20 protein-coding genes are annotated in these 14,928 nt (G+C 47.0%); 7 read left to right on the forward strand and 13 right to left on the reverse strand.

From position 1 onward, the window contains the following. Nucleotides 1-2 precede the first annotated feature (2 nt). Genes argC through argB form a run of 4 tightly spaced genes read left to right on the forward strand, consistent with a single transcriptional unit; the run spans nucleotide 3 to nucleotide 3,565 of the window. Complete coding sequence (argC, locus tag MPET_RS13155; protein WP_013330523.1) at nucleotides 3-995, forward strand: N-acetyl-gamma-glutamyl-phosphate reductase; 993 nt, start codon at nucleotides 3-5, stop codon at nucleotides 993-995. A 33-nt stretch (nucleotides 996-1,028) separates the two neighbouring features. Continuing rightward, on the forward strand, nucleotides 1,029-1,517 hold the full coding sequence (locus tag MPET_RS13160) for a CBS domain-containing protein (protein ID WP_013330524.1): 489 nt from the start codon (nucleotides 1,029-1,031) through the stop codon (nucleotides 1,515-1,517). A gap of 6 nt (nucleotides 1,518-1,523) precedes the next feature. Then, nucleotides 1,524-2,696: a bifunctional ornithine acetyltransferase/N-acetylglutamate synthase gene (gene argJ / locus MPET_RS13165; protein ID WP_013330525.1), complete on the forward strand. Its 1,173-nt coding sequence runs from the start codon at nucleotides 1,524-1,526 to the stop codon at nucleotides 2,694-2,696. Next, the gene (argB, locus tag MPET_RS13170) at nucleotides 2,693-3,565 is read left to right on the forward strand and encodes an acetylglutamate kinase (RefSeq protein ID WP_013330526.1); all 873 of its coding nucleotides are present in this window, start codon (nucleotides 2,693-2,695) and stop codon (nucleotides 3,563-3,565) included. Before argJ ends, argB begins: the two co-directional genes overlap by 4 nt. On the opposite strand, the gene MPET_RS13175 is transcribed toward argB, so the two are convergent. Next, a complete protein-coding gene (locus MPET_RS13175; protein ID WP_013330527.1) occupies nucleotides 3,566-3,832 on the reverse strand; it encodes a chorismate mutase in 267 nt (88 codons plus the stop codon). It abuts the gene before it with no gap. A 95-nt stretch (nucleotides 3,833-3,927) separates the two neighbouring features. Between MPET_RS13175 and MPET_RS13180 the strand changes: the two genes are divergently transcribed. Then, complete coding sequence (locus MPET_RS13180) at nucleotides 3,928-4,611, forward strand: peptidase M50 (RefSeq protein ID WP_013330528.1); 684 nt, start codon at nucleotides 3,928-3,930, stop codon at nucleotides 4,609-4,611. A 231-nt stretch (nucleotides 4,612-4,842) separates the two neighbouring features. Here MPET_RS13180 and MPET_RS13185 read toward each other — a convergent pair whose 3' ends face one another. The 3 genes from MPET_RS13185 to MPET_RS13195 are packed head-to-tail and all read right to left on the reverse strand — an operon-like array spanning nucleotide 4,843 to nucleotide 7,960. Then, complete coding sequence (locus tag MPET_RS13185) at nucleotides 4,843-5,526, reverse strand: ABC transporter ATP-binding protein (protein ID WP_013330529.1); 684 nt, start codon at nucleotides 5,524-5,526, stop codon at nucleotides 4,843-4,845. A 1-nt stretch (nucleotide 5,527) separates the two neighbouring features. Further along, the gene (locus MPET_RS13190; protein ID WP_013330530.1) at nucleotides 5,528-6,736 is read right to left on the reverse strand and encodes an ABC transporter permease; all 1,209 of its coding nucleotides are present in this window, start codon (nucleotides 6,734-6,736) and stop codon (nucleotides 5,528-5,530) included. A 6-nt stretch (nucleotides 6,737-6,742) separates the two neighbouring features. Beyond that, on the reverse strand, nucleotides 6,743-7,960 hold the full coding sequence (locus MPET_RS13195; RefSeq protein ID WP_013330531.1) for a COG1361 S-layer family protein: 1,218 nt from the start codon (nucleotides 7,958-7,960) through the stop codon (nucleotides 6,743-6,745). A 158-nt stretch (nucleotides 7,961-8,118) separates the two neighbouring features. Between MPET_RS13195 and MPET_RS14700 the strand changes: the two genes are divergently transcribed. Beyond that, on the forward strand, nucleotides 8,119-8,694 hold the full coding sequence (locus tag MPET_RS14700) for a TetR/AcrR family transcriptional regulator (RefSeq protein WP_013330532.1): 576 nt from the start codon (nucleotides 8,119-8,121) through the stop codon (nucleotides 8,692-8,694). 13 nt (nucleotides 8,695-8,707) lie between these two features. Here the strand turns inward: MPET_RS14700 and MPET_RS13205 are convergent, their stop codons facing one another. The 8 genes from MPET_RS13205 to MPET_RS13240 form a co-directional block, all read right to left on the reverse strand. After that, entirely contained in the window at nucleotides 8,708-9,568 is an 861-nt protein-coding gene (locus MPET_RS13205) for a hypothetical protein (protein WP_013330533.1), read from the reverse strand. 78 nt (nucleotides 9,569-9,646) lie between these two features. After that, on the reverse strand, nucleotides 9,647-10,822 hold the full coding sequence (locus tag MPET_RS13210) for a hypothetical protein (protein WP_013330534.1): 1,176 nt from the start codon (nucleotides 10,820-10,822) through the stop codon (nucleotides 9,647-9,649). Nucleotides 10,823-10,847: 25 nt separating this feature from the next. After that, nucleotides 10,848-11,480: a flavodoxin family protein gene (locus MPET_RS13215; protein WP_013330535.1), complete on the reverse strand. Its 633-nt coding sequence runs from the start codon at nucleotides 11,478-11,480 to the stop codon at nucleotides 10,848-10,850. A 6-nt stretch (nucleotides 11,481-11,486) separates the two neighbouring features. Further along, nucleotides 11,487-12,101 (reverse strand): flavodoxin family protein, encoded by a 615-nt coding sequence (locus MPET_RS13220; RefSeq protein WP_013330536.1) that lies wholly within the window; start codon nucleotides 12,099-12,101, stop codon nucleotides 11,487-11,489. Between the two features lie 52 nt (nucleotides 12,102-12,153). Then, complete coding sequence (locus MPET_RS13225) at nucleotides 12,154-12,792, reverse strand: peroxiredoxin (protein ID WP_187287561.1); 639 nt, start codon at nucleotides 12,790-12,792, stop codon at nucleotides 12,154-12,156. A gap of 36 nt (nucleotides 12,793-12,828) precedes the next feature. After that, nucleotides 12,829-13,167 (reverse strand): carboxymuconolactone decarboxylase family protein, encoded by a 339-nt coding sequence (locus MPET_RS13230; RefSeq protein WP_013330538.1) that lies wholly within the window; start codon nucleotides 13,165-13,167, stop codon nucleotides 12,829-12,831. Between the two features lie 3 nt (nucleotides 13,168-13,170). After that, nucleotides 13,171-13,299 carry a desulfoferrodoxin FeS4 iron-binding domain-containing protein gene (locus MPET_RS13235; RefSeq protein ID WP_013330539.1) on the reverse strand — a complete coding sequence of 43 codons (129 nt, stop codon included), beginning with the start codon at nucleotides 13,297-13,299 and terminating at the stop codon, nucleotides 13,171-13,173. A 23-nt stretch (nucleotides 13,300-13,322) separates the two neighbouring features. Beyond that, nucleotides 13,323-13,538 (reverse strand): zinc ribbon-containing protein, encoded by a 216-nt coding sequence (locus MPET_RS13240; RefSeq protein ID WP_013330540.1) that lies wholly within the window; start codon nucleotides 13,536-13,538, stop codon nucleotides 13,323-13,325. A 92-nt stretch (nucleotides 13,539-13,630) separates the two neighbouring features. On the opposite strand from MPET_RS13240, the gene MPET_RS13245 reads away from it, so the two are divergent. Beyond that, complete coding sequence (locus MPET_RS13245) at nucleotides 13,631-14,242, forward strand: flavodoxin family protein (protein ID WP_013330541.1); 612 nt, start codon at nucleotides 13,631-13,633, stop codon at nucleotides 14,240-14,242. Here the strand turns inward: MPET_RS13245 and radC are convergent. Then, nucleotides 14,239-14,898, reverse strand: a complete 660-nt coding sequence (gene radC / locus MPET_RS13250; RefSeq protein WP_013330542.1) for a RadC family protein — start codon at nucleotides 14,896-14,898, stop codon at nucleotides 14,239-14,241. The genes MPET_RS13245 and radC overlap by 4 nt on opposite strands. Between the last annotated feature and the right edge of the window lie 30 nt (nucleotides 14,899-14,928).

A 14,928-nucleotide genomic window follows, 5' to 3' on the forward strand; every position in this document is an offset into this window, starting at 1 on the left:
TTATGGATATTGCAATAATCGGAGCATCCGGTTATACCGGAGGGGACCTGATCAGGCTCCTTTTAACCCATAGCGATGCCGATGTTGTGGCAGCCACCTCCAGAAAGGAAGACGGGCAGTCGATCTGGAAGATGCATCCCAACCTCAAGGGGTTATGTGAACTCAAATTTTCCAATCCGGGGATTGGGGATATTGAAGCGGATTTTGTGTTCCTTGCGGTGCCTCACACGGTTGCAATGAATTATGCCGGTGAACTGAAGGAGAAGGGAATTAAAACCGTTGATCTCAGCGCCGACTACAGGCTAAGCAAAGAGATCTACGAGAAGACTTATGGAGTGGAGCATAAGGCATATTTCGAGGCTCCATACGGTCTGCCGGAGATCCACAGGGAGGAGATCAGAAAAGCCGGATTTGTGGCAAATCCCGGATGCTTCCCGACAGGAGCGACCCTTGCGGCTGCACCTCTTGCAGAAAAGGCTAACACGATAATATTCGACTCAAAGACAGGAGTGTCAGGCGCGGGCGCCAATCCTTCCGCGACCAACCAGTACTCGAATGTCGCGGACAGCCTTAAGGCATACAAGTGGACAGGGCACAGGCATCTTGCAGAGATGAAGCAGGAGATCAAAGGGCTCGGATCAAAGGCCGTATGTCATTTTACGCCCCACCTCCTTCCTGTAAACAGGGGAATCCTCACAACCGCGCATATCCTTCTTGACGAACCGATGACAACGGAAGAGGTCTCGGAAACCTACGAAAAATTCTATGAAAAGGAATTTTTCGTAAGAATGCAGGACCCGGTACTCGCTTCGGTCCGGGGAAGCAACTTCTGCGATATAGCCGTGGAGGCTGAAAATGAGAGTACAAGAGTTGTAGCCGTTTCTGCTATCGACAACCTGGTTAAAGGCGCAAGCGGGCAGGCAATACAGAACATGAATATAATGTGCGGGTACAAAGAGACTGACGGGCTCCTTTCAGCTCCGATCTTCCCTTAATTATAATTACAAAAACGACAAAAGAGACTGAAAATGCTTGTAAAAGATGTAATGACACCGGACCCTGTTACCGTTCAGGCGGATGCAAAAGTAAGCGAAGCCGCATCGATACTCAGGAAAAGAAGAATAGGCGGAATACCAGTAATGGATGGAGAACGCCTTGCAGGTATCGTGACTGAGACAGATCTTCTCTCTTTGCTCGATGTAGGAGAGCTCAGCGACGATCTCTGGCTTCCTTCGCCCCTCGAGATAATCGAGATCCCGATCAGGGAGTTCGTAAACTGGGAAAAGACAAGAAAGGCATTAACAGATATAAGCGAAAGTCCGATCTCCGATATCATGAGCACGGATGTAATATACATCGACGAAAATGCCGAGATCGAGGAGGCGGCAAAGCTCATGCTGTCCGAAGGGATCGCAAGGCTTCCCGTGGTAAAAAGCGACAGGCTTGTCGGCATAGTCACCAGGCAGGATATAGTGAGGGGTATAGGGACAGCATTCCCCGAAGGGACTGAGGACTAAATAAAAATGAAGAGCATATGCGAAGTTGAAGGCGTCGAAGCCGCAGGAATAAAGGAAGGCAAATTCGGCCTTGCGCTCATAAAGGCTTCAGGTAATGCAGCAGCGGTCTTTACAAAGAATCTTGTCATAGCAGAGCCCGTGAGGCTGATGCAGAAGACGATGGAGGCAGGGCGGCTTGACGGGATAATCGTCAATTCAGGAAACGCAAACGTCTTCACCGGTGAGCAGGGCTATAGGGATGCTGAAAGGATGGCAGCTATAGCGGCAGAGGCACTAGGGACAAAACCGGAATTTATTGGTGTGGCGAGCACCGGCGTAATAGGCCGCTATCTCCATATAGACATAATCGAAGATCAGTGCAGGAGGATCAAGGACACACTGGCATCCGATGAAAAAGCCGGCGACGATGCTGCGGGTGCCATCATGACGACAGACCTGTACCCAAAGCGTGCCATCGCGAGAAGGGAGGGGTTCACTGTTGCAGGCATTACAAAGGGAAGCGGGATGATCGCCCCGAATATGGGAACCATGCTTGCGTTCATATACACAGACGCCGCGATCTCATCAACCGACCTGAAAAAGGCGCTTCTGATCGCGACAGAAAGGAGCTTCAACAGGGTAGTCGTAGACGGAGACACATCCACAAACGACTGCGTCTTCCTGACAGCGACCGGACTTAAGGGAACCCAGGACTACGATGAATTCTGCTCGGCACTCGAAGAGGTCTGTATATCCCTTGCAAAAAAGATTGCAGAGGACGGGGAGGGTGCAACGAAGTTTGTCGAAGTCTCGGTGACAGGCGCGAAATCCGAAGAGGATGCCGCCACGGTTGCAAAGACGATCGTAGGATCTCCGCTTGTAAAGACCGCGATATACGGTGAAGATCCCAACTGGGGAAGGATTATCGCGGCTGCCGGAAGGGCAGGCCCGGATTTCGACCCGATGAATACATCGATATCGATCGGAGACGGCGAAAAGACTGTAATACTTGAAGAAAAAGGAGTGATCAAGGCTGACGATAAGATCAACCCTGCCGCTCTCGCCGCAGCAAAAGAGTTAATGAAAGGGAAAAAACTGAGAATAGAATTTGATCTCGGTACAGGAAACTATAATGCGACTGCATGGGGCTGCGATCTTACTGAAAAATATGTTGAAATTAACGGGAAGTACACGACATGAAACGCGTTGATGTTCTGATGGAGGCCCTGCCTTATATACAGCAGTTCCACGGTAAGACTGTTGTCGTAAAGCTCGGGGGCCATGCCATGATCGATTCCGATACTCTCGACACTGTGATACAGGACCTAGTCCTCCTGCATTATGTAGGGATGAAGGTGGTAATAGTCCACGGCGGAGGGCCCGAGATCACATCCAAGATGAAGGCGATGGGAAAAGAACCCAAGTTTGTCGGCGGCCTTAGGATTACCGATCTGGAAACGCTCGAGATCGCCCAGATGGTTCTTGTAGGAAAGATCAACGACGGCATAGTCTCGCTTATCGCCAGGTTCGGTGCACAGGGAGTGGGCCTCTCCGGCAACGACGGCAATATGATCATCGCAAAGAAGATCAGCCCGAAAAAAGTTGTCGTCGATGACGAGGAGCAGGAGATCGATCTCGGCCATGTCGGCGATATAGAGGAGATCAATCCGGAACTTCTTGAAGGACTCATCAATAAAGGCTACATCCCTGTAATCGCCCCGATAGGAATGGACAGAAAGGGGCACAGCCTGAATGTCAACGCCGACACCGCCGCAGGCGAGATCGCAATCGCACTGAAGGCCTATAAGTTCATCAATATGTCGGATATCGACGGCATCATGAACGCAGGACGAACCAGGACATATCACAGGCTCACGATCAGTGAGGCAAAAAGCCTGATAAACGAGGGAATCATAGTCGGAGGTATGATCCCCAAACTTGATGCATGCATAAAATGTCTTGAAAACGGGGTTTCATATGCCCACATCATAAACGGAAACAAAAATCACAACCTCCTGCTCGAGCTCTTCACACGCGAGGGTATCGGGACTATGATAAAAAAAGAATAATCAAATATAATTTTTCTGGGCTTTTTCGTTCATTTCCACAAGCATATCAAATATTTTTACGATACTCTCCTCATCGAGATCAGACTCTGATGCAAGAACGGCCGCCCTGTCCAGAACCTTTCTTCTCTGGACTTCATCCCTCACGGAAGATCCCGACTTCTTCTTCTCGGCCGCAATAAAGGCTGAATATTCCTGCCTTTTTGCGATCAAAGCGACAATATCCCTGTCAATCCCCTCAATTGCCGATCTCGACTCTTCAAGATTCATTACATAGAATTTCTTCTCATTAAAAGATAAGCATGCACCTGTATAGCAACACAGGAAGAATAAAACGGCAATAATAACATAAATTTAAACATCATATGAAATCAGGTCTGATATCAGCAATAACTGAACATGAAAGAAAAGATCTCCTGATCGGCTGGCTCGCAATCGCGCTCGCCTTTACATTTATCTTTATCAGGGGCGGAGTCACCCCTGAAGGATTCGCGTTGTTCTTCGTAATCTCCCTATTTACAGTAGGACTTGGATTTCTACTTCATGAACTCGCTCATAAATTCATGGCTATCAAATACGGGTACTGGGCTGAGTTCAGGAAGGACACGCAGATGCTTCTGGTAGCAATAGCGCTTGCCGCACTTGTCGGAGTCGTCTTTGCAGCACCGGGTGCGACGATGATCTATTCAAGGGACGGTCGTATGATGACACGTGAAGAGTCTGGGGTCATATCGATCGCCGGACCGGCGGTAAATCTTGTATTATGCATCCCGTTCTTCCTGATGATAGTGGCGGGAGCAGCAATGGGATATCCAAACACCGGAGGAATCCTGCCTTTGATTCTCTTCCTTACGGGAATGGTTGGCCTTTCGGTAAACTCGATGATTGCATTCTTCAATATGCTCCCGATAAGCGTTCTCGACGGGAAAAAAGTCTTTGCGTGGAATCCGGCAGTCTTCGCGGTTGTAATCGTTGTTTCACTTGGACTTATCCTTCTCTCGTCCAACTTCGGCGGTTCTCTTGACATAGTCCTGAATGCGATACTCTGAATTCAGGACTTTTCTTTTTTATAACGTGATCTTAATTTCCACGAATCAATTAAGCTAAATCATTGGTTAGGTATAGAGATCCTCCCCGGCCGAGGCTACCCGGACGGGTAGCGTCCAGGCCGGGTTATCGCAATAGCGCAAAGCCCTGAGGCCAGGGCGTGTTCGCGGAGAGGATGCGGAGCGAACTTGCGCAAGGGTTGCCCTAAATTGTAATTCAAATGAAAAAAACCTTCACCCCTTCAACCTGATCTCTTCCGCCACAAGGCCGTCCTTCAGTCTGATAATCCTGTCAAAATACTCCCTGTGCCACTCCTCATGCGAAACCATGACGACAGTCTGGTCCAGGGTCTCGTTTATCTCCCTGAAGAGATCGAGGACGGTTCTCGAATTGGCGCTGTCGAGATTTGCACACGGCTCGTCTGCAAAGAGAATAGATGGATTGTTAACGAGCGCCCTTGCAATAGCGACCCTCTGCTGCTCGCCGCCTGAAAGTTCGGAAGGCAGATGACCTCCCCTCTCACCAAGGCCGACCCTTCCGAGATATGACTCACCGGTTGCTATGCACTCTTCATGCAACCGCCCGGCGGCCATTGCAGGCAGTATGACATTTTCAAGCGCCGTCAGCTCCGGAACGAGTGCATAATCCTGAAATATGAACCCGAATCTTGACAGCCTGAATCTTCCCTTCTCTTCGTCGCTCATCTCCAGAACATTCCTGCCATTTATGGCTATCCTGCCTTCAGTCGGCCTGTCAAGAAGCCCGAGCATATGAAGAAGAGTGGACTTTCCCGAACCCGAGGACCCCATTATCCCCACGAACTCCCCCTTTTCGATATCGACATAGATTCCCCTCAGGGCATGGACCTCTACCAGACCCATCTTATACACCTTCCTGACCCCTGCTGCAGTTATCATCTCAGTTACCTCTCATCGCATCAAGAATATTCTCCCGCGTAATCCTCCATGCAGGAATGAATCCCGCAATCGCGGACGAGACAAACAGCAGCAGAGTATTTTCGATGAGCATCCCGGTATCAACCACAGGAGTAACGTTCCCGTCGGGAAATTCCATCGGATACGCCGTGAAGTAGAGGACCATCGCCTCAAGTATCATAAATCCAAGTACAGAGCCAATAAGGCACACGAATACAACCTGCAGCACATAGGAATTGATGATAACGCTTTTTTTAATCCCGATAGCCTTCAGGATGCCTATCTGTTTTCGGTTGTTGAACGCCTTTATCGTGGTCATGATAAAGATCAGGACGATTGCAATTACCAGGCTGCCAAAGACGGTAATCTGGTTTATTATATTGAATGATTCAACCGAGTCGGTTACTGCGCTGGGAAGCGCCTCTTCCCACGTCTTGACGCTTTCGCCGACACCGAACTCAAGTATGTTCTTCTTGACATCCGAAACGTCTGTGTTTTTGGATGTTTTTATGAGGATCTCGTCGGCTACATCATTATCATATCCAAGTACAGAGTTCATCTCGTCCCAGGTTACAATTGCCATGTAGTCGGCTGTCCACGACTTCGTATTGAATATGCCTTTTACACGATAATCACGGACGACTCCGTTGCTGTACCTGACCGTTATCGTATCACCTACCTCCGCACCCCCAAGAGAAGGATAGTAATCCTTAGTTTTATCCTTGTTTCCCGAGACTAGACGCCCGATTATGATCTCGTCCATGCTCCCGCTTCCAAGGAAATCCCCCTCTAGCATAGCATCCTGGAATTTCGTAACCTCGACTTCATCCCGCGGATCAAAGGCAGTTATCCCGAGAGTTATCGATTCCTCCTCGAATTCAATCGACGAAGGCATCTCGTACCTCGGGGAGGCCCGCACCACGCCGGGGACGCGATTGAGAACTGCAAGAAGATCGTCGAGATCACTTATGTAGCGATCGTCTTCTCTCGGTTCTATGATTATATCCGATGTAATGTAGTCCACATTCTGCTGGTTGAATACCTCGATCGCCCCCGATATAATCGACGGCATGAAGATCATATTCGTCAGGACAAGGGCAATAATGACTATATTCATGAAAATACGGCCCCTGCCCCCTCTCTGGGTTGCCCTCGCAGCAAGGAATGCGGAAACCCTCAGATCCTCAAACATCGCCGATCAAACCTTATCTTCTTCTCTTTTTCTGTAGACAAAGTAGTAATAGCCGCCTGCTGCTGCGGCGATCAGGATGATAATGCCGACTATCAGGCCGGTTTCGTCATTATTTCTCCTTATCGAGAGAGTAAGAGGATAGACGGATTCATGAACGCCCGTATCGTCCTCGTACGAGATCGTGAGCGAGTAATCATATTCTCCCGGAGAACCTGCATCAAGGGTAAAAACTGCCGGTGCATCGTTTCCAGGCTTTATTTTACCGATATATGCCTCTTTGTTTCCTTCAAAAGGCAGGTCTATCTTCGCAACAGTCGATTTTGCATCCCCTGTTCCGGTATTCTCCATCCTTATCGTGAGATCGACTTCCTGACCACCCGTAATCCGTACGGGATCGGTTTTTAATGAGGCAATGCTCAGTTCAGCCTTCCCGTTTACATCAAAGGCAATCGCATCGTTCTGATCAGCCGAACTCCCGTCGACTACATTGTATGTGATCTCAAGAGGTATCTCATGAACTCCGGGTTCCATTCCGGTATCAGAGATAAATGAGATAATAAATGATTCTGACTCCCCCGACGAGAGATCCGGGATATGAAACGACTGCGAATTTATCACGGCAAGCGATGGATCGTCCTCGGCCACTCTTATGAAAATATCCTCTGCAGTGCTCTCCCCGCTGTTATAGAGGCTGACTGTGACATTTGCACTGTCTCCGGGCTGAAGTGAGGTATCTCCGGACTGCCCGACAATCAGTACCGGTTTCCTGAGCGAAGATACCGGCATATCGACATTTACGGGAATGGGATACTGGAGGTTTTCCGAACCCTTCACGCTGACCCTCAGTATCGCATAGTAGATCCCCCTCTTTTCAGGGGCCTCTATCGCAAATGAGATCTTAACGGACTGTTGCGGGCCAAGGTCACCGGAAAATTCGGAATTGCCTCCAAGGACCTTTATTTCTTTCCCCCCGTCCAGGAAGACTCCCGTGATAGTAGGATTTATCTCTTTCATCGTCGTGACTATGGAATCGCTTGTGGTTGTTGTCGACGAAGATGCCGTATTGGTAAGAGTAACCGTGACCATCCCGATATCGCCCGGCATAAGGACCGACGGAACAACCTCGCTGTTTGAAAGTATAACCGTGGGTCCGTATACACCGGCACTGCACAATCCCGGCAGACACAATATCACTGCAATAGAAACCAGAATATATTTGAGCACTTATTTACACCCCTCTAAAATGACAGTATAACCCTTATAGTATTATAAATGGCGCTACATCATTTATACAACAATATTGACCATTGTTCATTAAAAAAAATTATGGTCACTTTTACGACTGTTATTTAAGTAAAAACAGAACATAATTGTGTAAGAGTATGCCCAAAGTAGTACCCGGATACAAGGAAGAAGCAAGAAAAAGGATCCTTGAAGCGGCATTCGGATTATTCTGGAAAAAGGGCTTTCGGGCTACCAAAATGGATGATATTGCACTTGAACTCGGAATAAGCAAAGGTGCAATCTACACATATTTTAAAGACAAAAAGGACCTTTTTACCCAGGCAACCCAGCATTACAGGCAGGAATTCGAGAGTGACATGACCCACAGAATGAAGAAAAGCGAGGGTCAGGACATCTTTGAGATACTCTTCTATTTATTTACGGAATATCTTAAATTCGGATTTATTCTTCCTTTCGAACTCATGAATCTTGCAGTAAATGACGAAGAGATCAAATCATTTCTGGTCGAAGACGGGAAAGATGACAGGGAATATTTCATCAAATACCTGACACGTATTCAAAATGAAGGAAAGATCAGAAATAATATAGATATTTACGAAATGGCCGATCTCATTATCACATTATTTTACGGCTTATATATGAGCATGTTCCTAAGTGAGGACATCGAAAGAGCAAAGAGAATCTGGGACAACGCTGTTGAGAAGTACAAGTAAAAATTTGATTAGATTATTTTCTTAAACAAAGTGCTGCCATTATTCCGATAACAACCACTGCCACTGAAAAGCCCGGCGACTGTGTCGCCTCCGGCTGTTTTGTAGCTGAAGTTGTCACTGTCTCGGTTATGGTGGAGGACGGCGTAACAGTCACTCCGGTTTCAGTTCCTTTTTGCACGACGTGAATGGCAAAGTCCGAAAAAGGCTGGGGTCCCTCCACCAGTGCCCTGCTGCACACATCAGCTGAAGCCTGCCCTTCCACAAAAGTTACGGCAAGCTCCGACTGGCAGCCTTCGGGACTCGTAAATATATATTTCTCACCGGGAACCATCGTTGTTTCTGTGAGATAATTCTGTCCCTGCCATCCCTGTGATACGCTGACATCAGATGAATCTGCCGTGCAGACCGATCCGGTGCATTCATTGCAGTCGGCTGTCATCTCATATGATATCTTGAAATTATTGAAAAACGGGGATACCAGCAGTGACGGATCGCCCCAGGAATCGGAAAGATATCTTGAGCTTGAATCAGGACGTTCGACACGGGCTACTGTTACAAATATCACTGTAGATACCTCATCTCCCGTAAACGTCCCTTGGATAATATCACCTGTTTGGAGATAGTCAAAGATATCTCCGTCCGGAACGGAACCGGTGAGATCCTGTTTATCGAGGGAAGTCACCGAGTACATAACCCATGATTCGCCATTCCATACCTCGTTCGTATGTAATTTAATCACATTGTCGGCTTCGTTTATCTTAGTAACTTCACCGGACACCGTTGTCTCCAGCAGGACCGCAGATGCGGAAAATACACACGTGAAGATCAAAATCAGCACTACTAACAGTGCTCTTTTGAAATAACCTAACCTCACTTATACACACCTCTTCCGATATCCGCCCGTCAAATATCTACGGGCATCTATAGCATACTTAATGATATAAATTATTGTTTATAAGGGTTGTTCACCTGTTTCCCCCGGATAATACTGGTAGAGCTTGAGCAGCATCTTGGTATTCGGGGAGATCAGGCACACGGGGAAGTACCCTCCAAAATTGTGATAATCCGTCCTAAGAAGGTTCATTTCAAGAGCTGACCTCTCTGCCGAGAACAGCAGTTCACTGTCTTCAGGGTCAATCCCGTCATCATCACTTAATCCTTCAGGTTCGATGGAATACATTTTGCTGCGCAGTTTTTCAAGAAACAGTAGCTTTAATTTGAGGAAATTTTCCACGATTCTCCTGCTTGATCCTCCCTGAATATACCTTACCAGTATTACCTGTGATATCAGGACTATAACGAAGAATATTATTTTAAATTCCTCTTCTGAGCCGCCTTCCAGGATCCTGCCGAGTGTAAACCCGGGAAGAAGAAGTGCAAGGAGCATAACAACTCCGGCAACTGCCGCAAGTACCGCAATAATCATGATATATTTGAAAAAAGTCAGAAATCCGGTATGATAACTCTTTTTTGCACGGACCTTCAGACCCAGCAGATATGAAAGGAATTCATCCGAATACGGTTTAACGAACCATATTCCCGTATAAAACACAATGATTGCAAAACACTGTACGAGAAGCATTCCAAAGGTAAACCTGTCAAAGATGTTCCAGAAATAAAGCATGGCTCCAAAGATCATGCTGAGAAGAAAAATTCCTATAAACCCGGGTGCCAGCGGCTGACAATTTATAAAAAAGAGTTTCCACCCGAATTCGGCAAAAAATTTCTTTTCTTTCTTTACCACCTTCATGCTGCCTTTTAGATCCCCGACAATCCCGCGGGCACTGAAATCCTTGTTCCTGGCCGATTCAACCCCTCTCTCACGCCCTGTCGGAAGGAGGAATATGAACGGATTAAACATAAGAAACACAAATGAGGAAACCAGCCAGTATATAAAGAAATTTACAGGAGACTGAATAAAGACCGCTATGAGGGCAATGACAGCCAGTGCAATTATGAGAGTAGTATACCTGAGTTTCAGGGAGAAGAGGGAAAGATTGTCTATCTCCTCCTGAACCTTCACCGTCTCTTCGTCAATTTGTTCGAGAAGTTTAACCTTTCTTCTCCTGTATTCCCCGGCTTTCATAATTGTCTCATCAGGGAGTGTTTTCTTGAATATATTGTTCATTATATAAGCTCCGTTACTGTTGGGATTACAGGGATTCCTTTTTTTCTGCTGCCGTACTCTTCTTCAGATCTTCCATCATCCTCACAATCTCCGCACCCTTTTTTTCCGCGTCTGGCAGTGCATCGGGGTGGCCCTCTATTCCCCCCCACCTGTCCATTCCCTTCACGGTTATATTTTCATAATAATCTATCCCGAAATCGTTGAAAAAAGCAGTTAGGACGGGATAGGCTCCCAAAAAAACATTGTCGGCATCCTGACCCGCTGTCGAGATGAAGATGCCTTTATGAAGCTTGATGTGCTCCGCACTGAATTCAAGATTCCTCAATACGAACTTCCTGGCCCAGAGGAACTGTCCCCTGTCGATTAGAGCCTTCAGTTCTGATGTAATTCCCATCGAATATATCGGAGATGAAAGAACGAGGACATCTGTCTCTGCGATCCTTTCAAGCAGGGGCGTCAGGTCATCCTTCACGATACAGACACCTGTCTTGTGGCATTTATTGCAGCCCATGCAGCTCCTGAAACTGAGTTTTTTCAGCAGAACCTTCTCTACATCTCCGCCGGCTTCTTCCGCACCTTTCAAAAATGCATCAAGAAGCTTCTCTGTATTCCCTCTGATCCTGGGGCTGCCAGATATTCCAAGTACGCTTACAGTCAATTCTTTTCACTCCTCTCTCAGTCTGCGGATATGCACTGCGATATCTTCGCATGCCTTTAATGCCTGCTGTTTTGCAGTAGGGTGCGCCCTTATCTCTCCTTTTTTATCGACATTATTTATCATAAGGTAAAACATGTCCTTGTCCCTGATCCCCGCGAGATGGAAGAAGCATTTTACGGAGGGGATCGCCCCGTCGAATACCCAGTCCCAGTCCTGCCCCGCGGTTGAGATGAAAAGGCCAGCTTTTTTCCCCCGTTTTTCAGTAGGGATTATCGGCTGTTTGAGAACATATCTCCGCGACCTGAATACCTGCATCCTGTCAATCAGGGCCTTTACCTGCGCACACAGTCCCATGCAGAATATAGGTGATGAGAAGATGATCACGTCCGCTCCTGTGATCTTATCCTCGAGCATCTTCATATCGTCATTGATAACACATATGCCCTCTTTTTCACAGGCATTGCAGCCCCTGCACGGATTTACTTCTATCTTCGAGAGTATTATCTTTTCAACCACTATGCCCGGGTGGCCTGATAAATACCCGATTACATAATCGAGGAGGTCTTCGGAGTTCCCGTGGCGCCTTGGACTGCCGGCTATTGCCAGTACGGATATATCCATATTATTAAGCTTAATTTGAAACGAAAACTAAAAAGGATTTTGGGTTAGGGATTCAGAGTTTTTTGAAGCAGAGATAGAAATCCTTGCATTCGTACCCTTCGGAGAGCCTCTTTTCCATATCTTTCTGGTTTACAGGCGGCGGAACGATTACTTTATCGCCCGGCTGCCAGTTTGCCGGAGTTGCTATGCCATGCTCGTCACTGGCCTGGAAAGCACGGAGCATTCTTAATATCTCCTGCATGTTTCTGCCGTTTGAGAGAGGGTAATACAGCATTGCACGAAGTACTCCCACAGGATCGATGAAGAATACGGTTCTTACAGTTGAAGTGCTGCTCTGTCCGGGTTGCACCATTCCGTAGAGGTTCGCGACCTTCATATCGAGATCCGCAATTACAGGGAACGGGATCTCCACTCCCATCTTCTCTTTGATGTTTCTTACCCAAGCCAGGTGTGAATGAACACTGTCGATCGAAAGACCGATTAACTGTGTATTGAGTGATTTCAGCTCGTCATAGATCTCTGCAAAGCCCATGAATTCAGTAGTACAAACCGGGGTGAAGTCGGCGGGATGGGAGAACAATATGACCCACGAACCCTCGAAGTCCGAAAGCTTTAGCGGGCCGTGAGTTGTAACAGCCTGAAAGTCAGGAGCTTTTTCTCCAAGAACGGGTAACCTTGGACCTCTGTCCATTTCAACATCCTCACACATGATTCTGCCTCCAAAATTTTATTTATAGGTCTCTTCGAGTTTTGCTTTGCCGTAAGCATAGGCGGGCATTCCGGAGAGCAGGAATGCAACACGAAGACCTTCTTCAATTTCTTCTTTCTTTACTCCAAGCTTCTTTGCACCTGCAATTTGTGCCTGTACAGCATGCTCATCACGAAGCGCTGCGGCAATTGAAATGGCGATAACCTTCTTGATCTGCCTTGAAAGGGCACCGTCGTCCCATATCAGGTTGTCAAGCGCCAGTATTTTGTCATGAAGCTCGGGATTTTTCTCGGCAAGTTCCCTGAAGATTACGGGGATCTTACCAATTTTCTTTTCCAGATCATTCATATCTGACATCTTTCACTCCTCCTGGAGAGTCATAGGTTCGCCGCAGCAGACAAGTTCGCCGCCGCCGACTTCAATAACTTTCACTACATTGCCGCATATTTCGCAGACAAATACCTCTCCTTCGCTCTTTACATTTACCATGCTTTTAGCTCCTAAAATTGATTTTATCTCTTGGGAGGATTCTTTGCATCTTCGGGAGTTTTTATATCAGGCCGGATATGCGTAATCGGGAAACACTGGTACATCTCGCAAGCACATTTTGGGCATTTTCGGAGATCCTGTTCGGTATCGTTTATCTCGAACTCAAAACCGCAGTCAACACAGACGTATTTCCCGGGACCTACCTTTTCACCCGATTTCACTTTTTTCACTTCTGCCATAACTCTTTTCCTCAGATTTTGATTTAGATGCAATCTATTTATGTGTTTTGACAGAGGCCAATTTTAAATAAATAAAGGTTTTATGAGAAGATATGACTGTAAAAATAATTGCACTGATGGGAAGTCCGCTTCCCGAAGGAAATACAGGCAAACTTCTGGAAGAGGCGACGAGAGGTGCAAAAGATGCAGGATGCAGCGTTGCACGGGTAAATGTATGCGATCTCAGTTTTTCAGGATGCATGGAGTATTACTACTGCGAGAAGAACGATTCCTGCTACATAAACGACGAATTCTCACCCTTTCTCCAGCGTTTCAAAAATATGGACGGGCTGATTATCGCAACCCCTGTCATGACCATGGGAGTTCCCGGCCAGCTCAAGTCATTTATGGATCGTTTTCAGGTCTATTTTATGGCCAAATACAAAAGAAACCAGCCTCTCATAACGAAAGAGCAAAAGAAATGGAGACGCACCCTTCTCCTTTCAATCGGCGGAATGAACATAAAAAACGATTTCGACGGGATAAAACTCACGACCGAATCTTTTTGCGACATTATAGACTGCCCGTACTATGACGGGGTCTTCCAGAATAATATGGACGAAGTAAAAGACATAACTACAAGGACAGATATCATGGAAGCGGCATACAACAAGAGTTTCCGGATGTGCAGCGAAATAACTGAGAATAAAGAAAAATATTCCTAAAGAAGCCCGCGCTCTTTAAAACTGACATATCCCCTTTTTGCGGTTATGATATGATCCAGAACCCCGATTCCAAGAATTTCAGCCGCTTCGTACAGCCTTTTCGTGATATCGACGTCCTGAACTGACGGCTCGGGGCTTCCGGAAGGGTGATTATGAACGAAAAGAACTGATGCCGCTCTGTCTGTTATGGCGTCGGCAAATACCTCTCGCGGGTGGACAGGGCTGTGGTTGAGGAGGCCTACCGTCACAATCCTTTGCTCAATAAGCTCTCCCGCCCCGTTAAGGGTCATACATATGAAATATTCCTGTTTTTTCGACCTGAGATGATCTACAAGAGGCAGGACATCTCCCGGCTTTTCAATCTTATAGGTGCTCCCGCCGGAGTATCTTCTCGCAAGTTCGAATGCAGCAACCATCTGCGAGGCTTTGGTCGTCCCAATTCCGTTTATTTCAAGGAATTCATTATAGGAGGGTCTTCCTCTTTTTTCTTTAAGCAGTTTCTCTATATCTGCCGATATTGCATTTACATCGCGCCCCGAGATGCCCCGGCCGATAATTGCAGCAATAAGCTCATTATTTGAAAGATTTTCAACACCAAGCCGGGCAATTTTTTCCCGCGGCCTGTCGGTATCCCTGATCTCTTTTATAGATTTCATCGATCCCCCGTAACCGTCATAATTCAGATA

Source organism: Methanolacinia petrolearia DSM 11571 (genome assembly GCF_000147875.1).
GTDB lineage: Archaea > Halobacteriota > Methanomicrobia > Methanomicrobiales > Methanomicrobiaceae > Methanolacinia > Methanolacinia petrolearia.